This window comes from Paraburkholderia sp. GAS199 (assembly GCF_050436585.1).
GTDB lineage: Bacteria > Pseudomonadota > Gammaproteobacteria > Burkholderiales > Burkholderiaceae > Paraburkholderia.
In genome coordinates this window covers 480,317-495,208 of record NZ_JBNDMM010000006.1, presented here as the reverse complement: position 1 = coordinate 495,208, position 14,892 = coordinate 480,317, and the positions used below count along the sequence as shown (strand labels likewise).

The 14,892-nt window shown below is 64.9% G+C and carries 11 protein-coding genes; 4 read left to right on the top strand and 7 right to left on the bottom strand.

Translation table 11 applies throughout. From position 1 onward, the window contains the following. Positions 1-650 precede the first annotated feature (650 nt). Positions 651-3,170, top strand: a complete 2,520-nt coding sequence (locus tag P3T18_RS24180; RefSeq protein WP_429302486.1) for a penicillin-binding protein 1A — start codon at positions 651-653, stop codon at positions 3,168-3,170. A 25-nt stretch (positions 3,171-3,195) separates the two neighbouring features. Here the strand turns inward: P3T18_RS24180 and P3T18_RS24175 are convergent, their stop codons facing one another. Both P3T18_RS24175 and P3T18_RS24170 read right to left on the bottom strand, forming a co-directional pair. Continuing rightward, on the bottom strand, positions 3,196-4,548 hold the full coding sequence (locus P3T18_RS24175; protein WP_429302485.1) for an MFS transporter: 1,353 nt from the start codon (positions 4,546-4,548) through the stop codon (positions 3,196-3,198). 135 nt (positions 4,549-4,683) lie between these two features. Further along, entirely contained in the window at positions 4,684-6,570 is a 1,887-nt protein-coding gene (locus P3T18_RS24170; RefSeq protein ID WP_429302484.1) for a glycoside hydrolase family 15 protein, read from the bottom strand. A gap of 162 nt (positions 6,571-6,732) precedes the next feature. Here P3T18_RS24170 and P3T18_RS24165 point away from each other — a divergent pair, with 162 nt between their 5' ends. Further along, positions 6,733-7,092 carry a hypothetical protein gene (locus P3T18_RS24165; protein WP_429302483.1) on the top strand — a complete coding sequence of 120 codons (360 nt, stop codon included), beginning with the start codon at positions 6,733-6,735 and terminating at the stop codon, positions 7,090-7,092. A gap of 1 nt (position 7,093) precedes the next feature. On the opposite strand, the gene P3T18_RS24160 is transcribed toward P3T18_RS24165, so the two are convergent. Continuing rightward, positions 7,094-8,035, bottom strand: a complete 942-nt coding sequence (locus P3T18_RS24160) for a LysR substrate-binding domain-containing protein (RefSeq protein ID WP_429302553.1) — start codon at positions 8,033-8,035, stop codon at positions 7,094-7,096. Positions 8,036-8,146: 111 nt separating this feature from the next. On the opposite strand from P3T18_RS24160, the gene P3T18_RS24155 reads away from it, so the two are divergent. After that, entirely contained in the window at positions 8,147-9,235 is a 1,089-nt protein-coding gene (locus P3T18_RS24155; protein WP_429302482.1) for a tartrate dehydrogenase, read from the top strand. 164 nt (positions 9,236-9,399) lie between these two features. After that, the gene (locus P3T18_RS24150) at positions 9,400-10,725 is read left to right on the top strand and encodes an MFS transporter (RefSeq protein ID WP_429302481.1); all 1,326 of its coding nucleotides are present in this window, start codon (positions 9,400-9,402) and stop codon (positions 10,723-10,725) included. Positions 10,726-10,748: 23 nt separating this feature from the next. Here P3T18_RS24150 and P3T18_RS24145 read toward each other — a convergent pair whose 3' ends face one another. The 4 genes from P3T18_RS24145 to P3T18_RS24130 form a co-directional block, all read right to left on the bottom strand. Beyond that, positions 10,749-11,651 (bottom strand): fructose bisphosphate aldolase, encoded by a 903-nt coding sequence (locus tag P3T18_RS24145; RefSeq protein WP_429302480.1) that lies wholly within the window; start codon positions 11,649-11,651, stop codon positions 10,749-10,751. A gap of 137 nt (positions 11,652-11,788) precedes the next feature. Continuing rightward, complete coding sequence (locus P3T18_RS24140) at positions 11,789-13,534, bottom strand: IlvD/Edd family dehydratase (protein ID WP_429302552.1); 1,746 nt, start codon at positions 13,532-13,534, stop codon at positions 11,789-11,791. Positions 13,535-13,719: 185 nt separating this feature from the next. Beyond that, the gene (locus P3T18_RS24135; protein ID WP_429302479.1) at positions 13,720-14,418 is read right to left on the bottom strand and encodes an alpha/beta hydrolase; all 699 of its coding nucleotides are present in this window, start codon (positions 14,416-14,418) and stop codon (positions 13,720-13,722) included. 24 nt (positions 14,419-14,442) lie between these two features. After that, positions 14,443-14,832 (bottom strand): MAPEG family protein, encoded by a 390-nt coding sequence (locus P3T18_RS24130; protein WP_429302478.1) that lies wholly within the window; start codon positions 14,830-14,832, stop codon positions 14,443-14,445. Positions 14,833-14,892 lie beyond the last annotated feature (60 nt).

Here is a 14,892-nt window from a genome sequence, read left to right as displayed (position 1 = left end):
GCGGATGTGTTTCTTTTGTTTGTGGTTTATTAGCGTTGCCCCTGTGCGGGGCGGCACTTACTTTCTTTGCCGCGGCAAAGAAAGCTAAGCAAAGAAAGCCGCTCACACCGCTAACTCTAAGCGGGCATCTCTCATAACAACACGGAGTGGAGACCGATAGGGCCGACCGTGGATCGTAATTGGTAGTGGTACAGCAGTCATCCGTTCCGGCGACGCTGCGCGCGCCGGAGCGGTACTTCACCAAACCCCTCACTTCGTTTTTCGCTAGCGATGCCGTCGGCTTCGCCTCGGCGAAACGCTCAATGGAAACCTTCGGTTTCCCGTGCATGCCGCTCGGCGCGCGGAGCGCCGCCGGAACTGATGACGGCCTTGTCACTCACGCGGAGTGCGCGACGGCCCGGATGCTCCGGGGCCACTGCGGTAAAGAAGCGCCGCTGATAACGAATAGCATTAGCGGTGTAAGCGGCTTTCTTTGCTTACCTTTCTTTGCCGCGGCAAAGAAAGTAAGTGCCGCCCCGCACAGGGGCAACACCAATAAACCACTAACACAAAGAACGAGCGCTACGCGCAAAACACCACCACCACCAAAAACCAGAAAAAAGAAAATTACTTGGTAGCATTCACCCTTTCCCCGTATCCAGAAACCCCGAGTGAAGCGCCTGACCGAAGTATCGCTAAAGAAAACCGCCGATAAAGCGCTCACCAAAGCGCTCACCGCCGTCAATCCGCTCATCGCCCAAGGCTGGTGGCATCTGCGTCATCCCACTCGCCGGGGGCTCGTCAAAGCGTGCGCGGCGCTGCCCGTGCTGATGCTTCTTTATGTGCTGCTTCTGATTCCGTTCACGCCCAGCATCGGCGATATCCGTAAAGCGAAAATCGAGCAGCCGGCGCAGATTCTGTCCGCCGACGGCAAATTGCTGGCCGAATTCAAACCGTCCAATCGGGAATGGGTCAAACTCAAGGATATTTCGCCGAACGTCGTCAACGCGCTCATCGCCACCGAAGACCATCGCTTCTATCAGCATTTCGGCCTCGACTGGCGTCGTACGGCTTCCGCGGCACTGCACACGTTTTCCGGCGACCGGCAAGGTGGCTCGACCATCACGCAGCAACTCGCGCGCAATCTCTATCCGGACGAAATCGGCCGTGCGCCCACGCTCAACCGCAAGTTGAAAGAAGCCATCACGGCCTTCAAGATCGAGGCGCTCTACACGAAGGACGAAATCCTCGAGACCTATCTGAATACCGTGCCGTTTCTGTACAACGCCTACGGTATCGAAATGGCGGCCCGCACCTATTTCGATAAATCGGCGGGCGAGTTGAACGTGCTGGAAAGCGCGACGCTCACGGGCATGCTGAAGGGCAATAGCTACTACAACCCGGTCATCAATCCGGAACGTGCCTTGCAACGGCGCAATACGGTGCTCGGGCAGATGCTCAAGTACGGCAAGCTCACGCCGGCCGCCTACGATTCGCTCAAACGGCGGCCGCTGCGCATCGATTTCGAACGGCAGACCGAGCCGCCGGGACCGGCGCCGCATTTCGCGCAGCAATTGCGTAAATGGCTGGTGTCGTGGGCCGATCGCAACGACTACAACATCTATTCCGACGGTCTGGTGGTGCGCACCACGATCGATTCGCGTCTGCAAAACATGGCGACGCAGGCGGTGATCCTGCAAGGCAACCAGTTGCAGGGCATCGCCAATTCGGCGTGGGGCGCGCGCGCCGGCTGCGCGGGCGGCAAGGACCTGTTGCAGACTTTCCTGCGCGAAACGCCGGATTATCGTGCGGCCAAAGACGCGGGCCTGACCGACGAAGACGCGCTCAAGCGCGTCTCGTCCGACCGCAATCTCGTGCAGTCGGTGTGCGAAAGCAAGACGCGCGTGCAGGCCGATTTCCTCGCCATGGACCCGCGCAACGGCCAGATCAAGGCGTGGGTCGGCAGCCGCGATTTCAGTCAGGATCCGTTCGATCACGTGCAGCAGGCGCGCCGTCAGCCCGGCTCGACGTTCAAGCCGTTCGTCTACGCGGCCGCCTTCGAAAACGGTGCGAAGCCGAGCGATACCTTCGTCGATAAAGCGGTCGAAATTCCGCTGGCGGGCGGCGAAATCTGGCGTCCGAGCGACGAGGACGAACCGAGCGAGCGCGCCATCAGTCTGCGCGATGCGCTGGCTTTTTCGCGCAACCGGATCACCGCGCAACTGATGGAAACGGTCGGTCCCAACAAGGTCGCGCGGCTCGCCCGCGCCATGGGCGTGCGCGACAGCGAACTCGACGCGGTGCCGTCGCTCGCGCTCGGCACGAGTCCGGTCACGCTGAAGGAAATGGTCTCCGCCTACGGCACGATCGCCAACCTCGGCGGCTATGTCGAACCGGTGATGGTCACGCGCATCGAAAACCGCAGCGGCGAGGTGCTGGCCGATTTCGCCCCGGCCTCGCCGCAGCAGGAATTGCCCACGGACGCCGCGCGCACGCTCATCGACGTGATGCGCGACGTGGTGAGCCGTGGCACGGGTTCGACGATTCGCAGCCGCTTCGGCGTGCGCGGCGATGTCGCGGGCAAGACGGGCACGACCCAAGGCAACGCGGACGGCTGGTTCATCCTGATTCATCCGCAACTGGTGGCGGGCGCGTGGGTGGGCTTCAACGACAGCCGCGTGACCTTGCGCAGCGACTACTGGGGGCAGGGCGCGCACAGCGCATTGCCGATCGTCGGCGACTTCTTCCAGCGCGCGCAGCGCTCGAAGCTGGTGGACAGCCGCGTGCGTTTCGACACGGATCAGACGCCGGGCTTCTTCGCGCAGGCGTCGGACAAGGTGCATGCGTGGTTCCAGCAACTGCTCGCGTCGAAGAAGGCCGAGGCGCCGGTTGCGGTGCGCAAAACGCCGCGTCATGCGCCGCAAGCAGGCGCACAGACGCAGACACAAACGCAGCCGCAGCCGCCGGCGAACCAGCCGCAGGCACTGCCGCCAATCCTGCCCGCAACGCCGCCGTCAGCCGGGGCATCGAGCGGAACGTCGAGCGGTGCGGCCGCAGGCTCGGTGGACGGTCAGGCGCACGGTAACGCGTCGCCGGCTTCCGCGCCGACGCCTACCCCGGACGACGTGATGACGCCGGACGCCGGCGCGCCGTCGAACGAACTCTCGACGGGCGGCAACGGCTCACCCTGATCCGCTAACCCGCTGATCCGCTGATTCAGGGCCCCGCAACCCGTCCGCTGCCGGGATGCGGTTCGCCGAGCCCGGACGCCGACGATTCGATCGACGCGTCGTGATGCAGCAGCAGCACCGCCGCCACGCCGACGAGGCCCGCGCCCGCGAGACACAGCAGGCCGGCGCCGAAGCCGCCGGTGCTGTCCTTGATCCAGCCCATCGCGTACGGGCCGAAGAAGCCCGCCAGATTGCCGAGCGAATTCACGGCGGCGATGCCGCCCGCGGCAGCCGCGCCCGAGAGAAACGACGCGGGCAGGGTCCAGATCACCGGCAGGCAGCCGAAGATGCCGAAGCCGGCAATCGACAGCGCGACCATCTTGAGCACCGGATTGTCGAGCCCGGCTGCCGCCGCGATGCCGCCGGCCGCCACGAACAGCGCGATGGCGATGTGCCGCTTGCGTTCGAGCTTGCGGTCGGAATGACGGCCCCATAGCACCATGCTGATGACGCCGACGATGTACGGCAGCGACGTGACGAAACCCGTCTGCAGATTGCTGAGTCCGAACGACTTGACGATCTGCGGCAGGAAAAAGCTCAGGCCGTAATTGGTTGCGTTGGCGCCGAAGTAGATCAGCGCGACGGCCAGCACGCGCGGATTGAACAAGGCTTCCTTGACGCTGAAGCTGTGCACCGCCTCGCGATGTTCGCGCTCGTGCGCCTGACGTGCCACCAGCCAGTTGCGCTCGTCGGCGGCGAGCCAGGTGGCGTCGCTGGGCCGGTCGGTCAGATAGGCCAGCACGGCGAACGCGAGCAGCAGCGCCGGCGCGGCTTCGATCAGATACAGCCATTGCCAGCCGGCCAGACCGCCGCGTCCGTCGAGCGAGAGCAGCGCGCCCGAGATCGGGCCGCCGATCACGGTGGACAGCGGAATCGCGGCCATGAAATAGCCGACCACGCGACCGCGATACGCGGCGGGAAACCAGAGTGTCAGCAGGAAAATGATGCCGGGGAAGAAGCCCGCTTCGGCCACGCCGAGCAGAATGCGCAGCGTGTAGAAAACGTGCGCGGCGGACATGCCGGTGAAGCGCGCGATGTCCGGAATGAAGGCCATCGCACCCGCCAGAATGCCCCACGTGAACATGATCCGCGCGATCCAGCGTCGCGCGCCGAATTTTTCCAGCAGCAGATTGGACGGCACTTCGAAGAAGAAGTACGCGATGAAGAAAATCCCCGCGCCGAAGCCGAACTGACTCGCCGACAGCGCGAGCGCCTTGTTCATTTGCAGTGCAGCAAAACCGACATTCACGCGATCGAGATACGCGATGAAGTAGCAGAGCATCAGGAACGGCACGAGCCGAGCCATCACGCGAGCCATGGTGCGTGTTTCGAGATCCATCGATGTCTCCTCCGGTTCAGCGTCCGTTTAGTTCGACAGGGTTCGCTAAAGACTAGACGCTCGACGGCGATTCGGGAAGATTTTTGGCGAAACGACGGTGGAAACCACGAGAAACGCCCGCCTCGCGCGCACGCTTCACGTCCACGGTACGTGCACCTTGTCCAGATTGCGGTCGAGTTGATACGCCGCGCTGATGAGCGCGAGATGAGTCAGCGCCTGCGGGAAATTGCCGAGCGCTTCGCCGCTGGTGGCCACTTCTTCGGAAAAGAGTCCGACGTGATTGGCATAGGCGAGCATCTTCTCGAACACGAGCCGTCCGTCTTCCACCCGACCGGCGCGCGCCAGCGCTTCGGCGTACCAGAACGAGCAGGCGCTGAAGCCGCCTTCGATGCCGGGCAGTCCGTCGAGTGTTTCGCCGCGCGTGTAGCGGAAGATCAGCGGATCGACGCGTAATTCGCCGCCGATGGCGTCGAGCGTGCCGATCCAGCGCGGATCGGTAGGGCCGATGAAGCGCACCAGCGGCATCATCAGCGCCGAGGCGTCGAGCGTTTTCGAATCGGGCGTCTGCACGAAGGCCTGCAATTCGTCGTTCCAGAAATTCTCGTGAATGTCCTGGTGAATGGCGTCGCGCGTCTCGAACCAGCGCTTGAGCGGCGCGGGCAGCGAACGCTTTTCGGCCAGCCGCAGGGCGCGATCCACCGTCACCCAGCACATCAGGCGGGAATGCAGCAGCGGGCGCAGACCATTGCGGAATTCCCAGATGCCGTGATCCGGTTCGCGCCAGTGTTCGACCACGTAATCCACCGTGCGCGTGACGTCGCGCCAACCGTCGTAGGAAATCGCCGCACCGTACTTGTTGTACAGATAGATCGCGTCGAGCAGCGCGCCGTAGACGTCGAGCTGGGTCTGGTCACGCGCGGCATTGCCGATCAGCGGCAAGCCGGCGCCGCCTTCGGCTCCGGCTCCGGCTCCGGCTCCAGCTTCCGCGCCGCCGAGTTCGGCGACTTCGGTTTCAGCGGGCGGCTCGCGGCCGTCCACGGTGTACATCACGTTCAGCGAGCCGTCCGAGTCGCAATCGCGGCTGCGCTCGGCGATCCAGCGCATGAATTGCCGCGCCTCGCCGGTATAGCCGAGGCGCAGCAGCGCATACACGGAAAAGGCCGCATCGCGAATCCACGTGAAGCGGTAGTCCCAGCGGCGCGAGCCGTTCTGCGCTTCGGCCAGTCCAAAAGTGGGCGCGGCGACGATCGCGCCGTGTTCGCTCGAACTCAGCAGTTTCAAGGTCAGCGCCGAGCGCATCACGACCTCGCGATAACGGCCGCGATACGTGGATTGCGCGGACCAGTCGCGCCAGTAGCGGATCGTGCCGGTCAGCACGGCTTCGCAGTCGAACGATTTTTCCCGCAATGCGCCGGCCTCGCCGAAGGCGAAGCCAACCGAGTCGCCGTCGCGCAACTCGAATTCGGCGTGCGCGTCACCGCCCGTGGTGGCGAGCGCGCGCGTGCAGTTCAGACGAAGCACCAGCGACTGATCCGCGCCGCGAAATTCCACCGCGTTGTCGCCGACGGCCCGCGCCGTGTGTTCGCCGCGCGCGTAGTCGAAGCGCGGCGCGCAGCGCACCGCGAGCGTCATGCGGCCATGCACCATGCGCAGCACGCGGATCACGCAATTCGGCAATTCGGTTTCGAGCCCGGCGCCGCCGCCGTCCTCGGGCACCGGCATGAAGTCCAGCAATTCGCAGACGCCGTCCGGGGTCATGAAACGGGTCAGCAGGACATTGGTGTCCGGCAGATACATCTGCTTGACGTTGGCCGTCTGCTGCGCCGGTTCGATCGAAAAGGCGCCGCCGCGCGACGGGTCGAGCAGCCCGGCGAAGATGGTCGGCGAGTCGATGCGCGGAAAACACATGAAATCGATCGAGCCGCGCAGCGACACCAGCGCCGTCGTCTTCATGTTGCCGATCATGCCGCGGGCGTCGGCGGGAAGCGCCGGTCGTGGCGGAACGGGGCGTTGATCGGGCATGGCGGGTTGCTCCTTTAGACGAACCTCAACCGGTATGTTTAGCAACCGCCGTGCCGTCGACGATTGTTATAGTCAGGGCAACAGTGTTTTCAGGTGGCGAGGCTGATCTTCGCGGGCCGATTACGGATAATTTCGTCATTGAAAGACTGCCCCGGATCAACCATGACCACGCCCGACACCGCCACGCCTTCCCATCCCGCCCGACCCCAGCGCAACAGCGGGTGGACGAAGCGCGCGCATGCGGTATTCGCCGCGCTGGCCGTGTTCGCGAGCCTTGCGGGCTGCGCTTCGTCGTCGGATGTCGTGGCCACCGACAAGCCCGGCACCTATTCGGTCGCCGCGAGCGCCACGGGTGGCCGGATGGCGTGGGCACGCGCGCACGAGCATGCCATGAACGAAGCGCGCGATTACTGCGAGCGGCGCGGCATGCAAAGCAGCGTCAGCAATGAAACGGTGACGGGCGTCGAGGTGCTGACCGCGCACGCGTCGTCGGTGAACTTTGAGTGTCACCCGAAATTCTGAGTCATGCCGACCCGGCCTGTTCCTCGCGCGTCATGCCGCTTTGCAGATCGAGCGCGATGAAATCCACGAAAGCGCGAATCCGGGTCGACATCTGATGCCGCTGGGAATAGACCGCGAAGATGTCGGCATTGGGCGTTTCGTGCTCGGGTAGAACCGGCACGAGCGCGCCTTCGTCCAGATACTGACGGATGTCCCACTCGGCGCGCAGCAGAATGCCATGTCCTTCCAGCGCCCACTTCACCGCAATTTCGCCGTCGTTGGTCGTCAGGCTGCCGTTGATGCGCACGGCTTCGGTCTTGCGCGCGGCGCCGCGGCCCGACGTGAGTCGCCAGACGCCGTAGGCTTCGTCGCCCTGGCGGATGCCGATGCAGTTGTGGCGGCTCAGATCGTGCGCGGTGAGCGGCATGCCGTGCCGCGCGAGATAAGCCGGCGCGGCGCACAGCAGTCGCCGGTTGGGTGCGAGGCGCCGCGCGACCACGCGCGTGTCGGGCGGCTCGCCGAAGCGGATGCAGACGTCGAAAGCGTCGTCCGTCAACGGCGGTGGAGTGACCGACAGCTGCAGCTGCACGGCCACCTGCGGATAGCGTGCCACGAAGCGCGACACGGCGGGCGCCACGTGGCTGCGGCCGAAGCCCAGCGTGGCATTCACCCGCAACAATCCCTTTGGACTCTGCTTCGCGCTGCCGAGCAACTCGGCCAGTTCGTCGATTTCGTCGAGAATTCGCCGCGCATGTTCGAGATACAACTCGCCCTCGGGTGTCAGCATCATGCGGCGCGTGGTGCGGTTCACGAGCGGCACGCCCGCGCGGCTTTCCATCTGCGTGAGACGTTTGCTGACGGCGGCGGCGGTCAGGCCCAGCTCGCGCGCGGCCGCGCTCAGGCTGCCCGACGCGGCCAAGGTCGAAAAGAAGCTCAGGTCGGCTGGCTGCACAGCGCCGTGGATGGCCATGACTTGTGAATTCAAGTTAAAGATGCTTTGAGTCTAGCACCGGTTTCTCTACCTGAAGTCGAGTAAAGTCGTTTCACACACCAGACCTATTCGAAGGACGGAGACATGAAGACCTATCGCATCGCAACCATTCCCGGCGACGGCATCGGCAAGGAAGTCGTGCCGGCCGGCCAGCAAGTGCTCGAAGCGCTCGCCACCACCACGAAAGCCTTCGCCTTCGAGTTCGAGAACTTCGACTGGGGCGGCGACTACCACCGCCGGCACGGCGTCATGATGCCGGCCGACGGCCTCGACGCGATCCGCGACAAGGACGCCATTCTGTTCGGCTCGGCGGGCGATCCGGATATCCCCGACCACATCACGCTGTGGGGATTGCGCCTGAAAATCTGTCAGGGCTTCGACCAGTACGCGAACGTGCGTCCCACCCGCATCCTGCCCGGCATCGACGCGCCCCTGAAACGCTGCAAGCCCGAAGACCTGAACTGGGTGATCGTGCGCGAAAACTCGGAAGGCGAATATTCCGGCGTGGGTGGCCGCGTCCACCAGGGCCATCCGATCGAAGCCGCCACCGACGTGTCGATCATGACGCGTGCCGGTGTCGAGCGGATCATGCGCTTCGCGTTCCGCCTCGCGCAATCGCGGCCGCGCAAGCTGCTCACCGTCATCACCAAGAGCAACGCGCAGCGTCACGCCATGGTGATGTGGGACGAGATCGCGCTGCAGATCTCGAAGGAATTCCCCGACGTGACGTGGGACAAGGAACTGGTGGACGCGTCCACGGCGCGGATGATAAACCGGCCGGCCACGCTCGACACGATCGTCGCGACCAACCTGCACGCCGACATCCTCAGCGATCTCGCGGCGGCGCTCGCCGGCAGCCTCGGTATCGCGCCGACCGGCAACATCGATCCGGAGCGCCGCTTTCCGTCGATGTTCGAACCGATCCACGGCTCGGCCTTCGACATCATGGGCAAAGGTCTGGCCAATCCGGTCGGCACGTTCTGGTCGGTCGTGATGCTGCTCGAACATCTGGGCGAATTCGACGCCGCGCAACGCGTCATGCGCGCAGTCGAAGCCGTGACCGCGGATACCTCGCTGCATACCCGCGATCTCGGCGGCAACGCGACCACGGCGCAGGTGACCGCCGCCGTGTGCGCGCTGCTCGAACGGACTGCGGTTCCCGCCGCGGCCTGAGTACCGGCGCGACATGTAAGAAGACGCCTCGCTTCACCGGCCCGCACACGCTCGACCACGCCGCGCCGTTCGACCGCCGATGCCGGCGGCGCACGACGGCCGGCGCCGGGCGTCCGTTTGCCCGCCACGAAGACGAAAGCGCTCAAGCCTCCAAGGAGGAGACAATGATTTCGGAACTCGAAGCGAGGGTGTCCCGCAAGCTCATGCTGCGGATCATTCCGTTCGTCATGCTGCTGTATTTCGTGAGCTTTCTCGATCGCGTGAACGTCGGTTTCGCCGCGCTGACCATGAACAAGGCCATCGGTCTGTCGCCCACGGCCTTCGGTCTGGGCGGCGGCCTGTTCTTCATCGGCTATTTTCTGTTCGAAGTGCCGTCGAACCTGATTCTGCATCGCGTCGGTGCGCGCATCTGGATCGCGCGCGTGATGGTGACGTGGGGACTCGTGTCGGCGGCGTCGGCATTCGTGGTCGGGCCGACCAGTTTCTACGTGCTCCGGTTCGTTCTGGGCGTCGCCGAAGCCGGTTTCTTTCCCGGCATCATCCTGTATCTGAGCCTCTGGTTTCCGGCCCGGCAACGGGCCGTGGCTGCCGCCTGGTTCATGGCGGCCGCGCCGATCTCCACGGCCATCGGCTCGCCGATTTCCGGCGCGATCATGAAATTGCCGCCGATCGCCGGTCTCGCCGACTGGCAGATGTTGTACATCCTCGAAGCGGTGCCGGCCGTGCTGCTCGGCTTCGTCGTGCTGAAGTTCATGACCGACACGCCGTCGAAAGCACACTGGCTGCAACCGCAGGAGCGCGACTGGCTGATCGGCAAGCTGAAGCTGGAAGCCGAGGCGCGGCATGCGAACGCGGGCCATACGGCGGGCGCGCTCAGTGCCTTGCGCGATCCGCGCGTGCTGGCGCTCGCGCTGATTTACTTCGGCACGTCGGCGGGGCTCTACACGCTCGGACTGTGGGCGCCGCTCATCATCCGGCAATACGGCTTCGGTTCCTTCGAAACGGGACTGCTGGCCGGCGTGCCGAGCGTTCTGGCGGTAGTGGCGATGGTCTGGTGGGCACGGCATTCGGACCGCACCGAGGAACGCACGTGGCACGTGGTGATTCCCTGCGTGCTCGCCTGCGTGGGCTTCGTGTTCGCGGGCAATGCGGCCACTGCGTTGACCATCGTGCTGGCGCTGGTCGTGGTGAACGTGGGGATCAGCGCGGCCAAGGCGCCGCTCTGGGCCATGCCGAGCATGTTTCTGTCAGGGGCGGGGGCGGCGGCCGGCATTGCGATGATCAATTCCGTCGGCAATCTCGGCGGCTTCGTGGGGCCGTTTGCGATCGGCTGGCTGAAGAACGTGACGGGCAGCTATACGGCGGGACTCTACGTGGTAGGCGCGACGCTGGCGGTGTCCGCCGTCGTCACGCTCATGCTGGCTCGCCAGTCCCGCCAGCCGGAAGAACCCGCGGCGGCCGTGCCCATCGAGGAACGTCATGGGCACTGACCGCGCGGGCGGTCAGACGAGGCTCAATCCTTGACGACCGACGCCTGGTAGATTTCGTCGACGGCTTCGGCGAGCGCGCTGTCGAACTCGCTGTCGCTCATCGAGACGCGCAACTCGTTGATGAGCGCCCGCGAGAAGCTCGCGATGATGCCGTGATTGTGCGAGAGCCGTTCGCACGCGTCGGTGCGGGTGTAGCCGCCGGACAGCGCGACCACGCGTGCGACGCGCGGATGGTCGACGAGCGGCTTGTAGAAGTCGGGCTCGTCGGGAATGGTGAGCTTGAGCATGACGAGGCTGCCTTCGGGCAGCGCGTCGAGACCCTTGATCAGTTCGGCGCGCAGCGTGGCTTCGGCGGCGGCTTTATCCGGTGCCTTGATCGAGACTTCGGGTTCGAGGATCGGCACCAGCCCATGCGCCGAGATCTGCTTGCCGAATTCGAACTGCTGCGCGGCGATGGCGGCAATGCCTTCTTTCGAATCGCCGTGAATCACCGAGCGCATCTTGGTGCCGAAGATACCCAGTTTGGCGGCGCGGGCGAGCAGGTCGTCGAGACCCGGAATCGGTTTCATCAGCTGAACGCCGTTGGCCTCGGTTTGCAGGCCCTTGTCGACCTTGAGGAAGGGCACGACACTACGGTCTTCCCACAGGAACGACGGCACCGGCTTGCCGTCCACCTGACCGTCCATGGTGGCTTCGAACAGAATCGCGCCGATGATCTTTTCGCCGGTGAAGGCCGGCGCCGTGATGATGCGCACGCGCATTTCGTGCATTAGCCTGAACATTTCCGCGTCGCCGCTATAGGCGCTTTCGGGAATGCCGTACAGCTTGAGTGCGCCCGGCGTGGAACCGCCGCTTTGATCCAGTGCCGCAAAAAAACCCTGTTTGTCGCAAACCTGAGCCAGCTTCCTGTCGTTTGACACGTGCATCTCCCTTCATTCAACACCGATGGCAGGTCGGAGCGCGGCGCGTGGCCGGTCCGTTGCCCCCAGTGTATTAGCTGCGCCGGGGTTCGCGCAAATATCTGCGTCAGGAAAAAAATTCGCAAAAAATCATCTGGCTGGCGTCAATCCTCGCTGGAATCGGGGTCCTGCCGCGGGTTTCGCCGCGGCTCTTGCGGTGGAGACTGCTGCAAACTGGCGCTGCGCAGAAAATCGAAGTCGACGCCCTGATCGGCCTGCGTCACCGATTGCAGGAACAGCTTGCGATAACCGCGCGCGGCGCTCGGGCGCGTGATGGGCTGTGCGTCGGCGCGCTCCCGCAAGGTCTCCTCGGACACCAGCAGGGCGATTTCGCGGCGCGCCACGCTCAGGCGGATGCGGTCGCCGTTGCGAACGTAAGCCAGCGGGCCGCCGATCGCCGATTCGGGCGTCACGTGCAGCACGATCGTGCCGAACGCGGTGCCGCTCATGCGACCGTCGGAAATGCGCACCATGTCCTTCACGCCCTGGCGCGCGAGCTTGCGCGGAATCGGGATGTAACCCGCCTCGGGCATGCCGGGCGCACCGAGCGGGCCGATGTTCTTCAGCACGAGGATGTCGTCGGCGTTGACGTCGAGTGCCGGGTCGTCGATGCGGGCGGCCAGGTCTTCGAGGCCTTCGAACACCACGGCGCGGCCTTCGTGCTCCATCAAACGTGGATCGGCGGCGGACTGCTTGATGATCGCGCCGCCGGGCGCGAGATTGCCGCGCAGGACCGCGAGGCCGCCCTGAGGATAGATCGGCTGGTCGAACGCGCGCACGACGTCCTGCGCGAACGCGGGGCCGCTCGCGTCGATTTCCTCGCCGAGCGTGCGGCCGCTCACCGTCAGCGCGTCCAGATGAAGCAGCGGTTTGAGTTCGCGCAGCAAGGTGGCGACGCCGCCCGCCGCGTGAAAATCTTCCATGTAGTGATCGCCCGACGGTTTCAGGTCGAGCAGCACCGGCGTTTCTCTGCCCATACGGTCGAGCAGGTCGAGGTCGATGGTATGGCCGACGCGTCCGGCGATCGCGCTCAGATGCACGACCGCATTGGTCGAGCCGCCGATTGCCAGCAGCACGCGCAGGGCGTTGTCGAAGGCCTGGGGCGTGAGGATTTTGTCGATCGTCAGGCCTTCGTGCGCCATCTTGACCGCCAGCATGCCGGTTTCCTCCGCCACGCGGATGCGCGCCGCGGTCACGGCCGGCGGCGCGGCGCCGCCCGGCACGGTCATGCCGAGCGCCTCGGCGAGACAGGCCATGGTGCTCGCCGTGCCCATCACCGAACAGGTGCCGACGCTCGCCACCAGCTGATTGTTCACGGCGGCCACTTCGGCTTCGTCAATTTCATTCGCGCGGAATTTGGCCCAGTAACGGCGGCAGTCCGTGCACGCGCCGACCTGTTCGCCGCGATGCGAACCGGTCAGCATCGAACCCGTGATGAGTTGCACGGCCGGCAGACCCGCCGACGCCGCGCCCATCAGTTGCGCGGGCACCGTCTTGTCGCAGCCGCCGATCAGCACGACGGCGTCCATCGGCTGCGCGCGAATCATTTCCTCGGTGTCCATCGACATGAGATTGCGCAGATACATCGAGGTCGGCGCGGCGAAACTCTCGTGAATCGAGATGGTGGGGAAATCCATCGGCAGGCCGCCCGCCAGCATCACGCCGCGCTTCACGGCCTCGATCAGTTGCGGCATGTTGCCGTGACACGGGTTATACGCGCTGCCGGTGTTCACGATACCGATCACGGGACGCTCGAGGGCGTGGTCGGTGTAGCCCGCGCCCTTGATGAACGCCTTGCGCAGGAACAGCGAAAAACCCTGATCGCCGTACGAGGTCAGGCCGCGTTGCATGCCCGAAGCGGGCGGGGCGCTTGCGTCGGTCGCTGCGGTTGTTTCGCTATTCGCGGCGGCATCGGACGGCTCGGTCATGACAGTCTCCGTTTCGGTTCTGATCGTGATTCCGGCTGAGGGCGTAAGGGTGCCGTGACGCGGTCCATGGCAGCAGCTTAAAGGCGGACACGCGCCACGGACGCAGTTCATACGAGCGTTTTCACGCGCGCGTCGAGCCACGTGCGCAACGCAGCCACTTCCTCGCCGCACACCGAATGCGGCATCGGATACGCGTGCCATTCCACTGTATTGCCCTGGGCGCGAGCGAAGTCGCGCGCAGTCTCGCCGAGCTGGATCGGCAGGATGTCGTCATAGCTGCCGTGCGCGGCGAACACCGGCGTCGCGCGGTTGGCCGGCGCGAGACGGCTTTCGATGAACGCCCGCGAAGGCAGGTAGCCCGACATCACGATCAGGCCGGCGAGCGCCTCGGGGTGGGTGAGTCCCGCCGAGTAGGTCATCGCGCCGCCCTGCGAAAAACCGGCGAGAAAAATGTTCGAGGTGGGAATGCCGCGCGCGTTCTGCGCGGCGATCAGTTGCCGCACGGTAGCGCAGGAGGCGTCGATGCCGGCTTCGTCCACCTGATGATCGATCGACTCGAACGAGCGGATATCGTACCAGGCGCGCATCACGTACCCGTTGTTCGCGGTCACGGCCATGTCGGGTGCGTTGGGAAACACGAAGCGCACGGCGGTGCCGCTTGCGAGAGGCAGTTCGGGCACGAGCGGCACGAAGTCGTTGGCGTCGGCGCCGAGGCCGTGCAGCAGGATCACGGCGACTTTCGGGTTCGGGGCGGTGTCGATTTCGACGGGCGGCGGCGTGGTGGACATGGGGCTCGTGAGGCTCATGGGGCGATTCCTTCGTGACTCGGTTCAGATGATCGGGACCAGTATGAGCACGATACCGCACAGCGAGACGACCCACACCAGCGAGCGCAGATACGGGATGCCGGCAGCGTAGATCGGCACGTAGACGACGCGTGCGAGAACATAGAGCCACGCGCCCCAGAGCGTCAGCACGTTATCGCGGTCTGCGACGTGCGAAATGAGGATGGCCGCGGCGAACACCGGCAGCGTTTCGAAGAGGTTGCGTTGCGCGCGTTGCAGCCGGCCCGTGACCTTGCCGACCGGCGGCCCGGATTCGTCGCGCGGGCCCGCGTTGTAGCCGAGGCCGGTCTCGCGATTGCGGAACAGCGCGGGCAGCAGCACCTGAATGAGCGCGAGGACCAGCGTCCAGGCAAGAAGCGTGAGTTCGATGGTCACGGTGTCTCCGGTTGACGGCTGCGATCCTGAAGTATTGCATGGGCGATCTTCTCGCTCATG

Excerpts from the sequence above, each read along its gene's own strand:
- P3T18_RS24175 (WP_429302485.1), bottom strand. The coding sequence starts at position 4,548 with ATGGATCTCGAAACACGCACCATGGCTCGCGTGATGGCTCGGCTCGTG.
- P3T18_RS24170 (WP_429302484.1), bottom strand. The coding sequence starts at position 6,570 with ATGCCCGATCAACGCCCCGTTCCGCCACGACCGGCGCTTCCCGCCGAC.
- P3T18_RS24165 (WP_429302483.1), top strand. The coding sequence starts at position 6,733 with ATGACCACGCCCGACACCGCCACGCCTTCCCATCCCGCCCGACCCCAG.
- P3T18_RS24155 (WP_429302482.1), top strand. The coding sequence starts at position 8,147 with ATGAAGACCTATCGCATCGCAACCATTCCCGGCGACGGCATCGGCAAG.
- P3T18_RS24150 (WP_429302481.1), top strand. The coding sequence starts at position 9,400 with ATGATTTCGGAACTCGAAGCGAGGGTGTCCCGCAAGCTCATGCTGCGG.
- P3T18_RS24145 (WP_429302480.1), bottom strand. The coding sequence starts at position 11,651 with ATGCACGTGTCAAACGACAGGAAGCTGGCTCAGGTTTGCGACAAACAG.
- P3T18_RS24140 (WP_429302552.1), bottom strand. The coding sequence starts at position 13,534 with ATGCAACGCGGCCTGACCTCGTACGGCGATCAGGGTTTTTCGCTGTTC.
- P3T18_RS24135 (WP_429302479.1), bottom strand. The coding sequence starts at position 14,418 with ATGAGCCTCACGAGCCCCATGTCCACCACGCCGCCGCCCGTCGAAATC.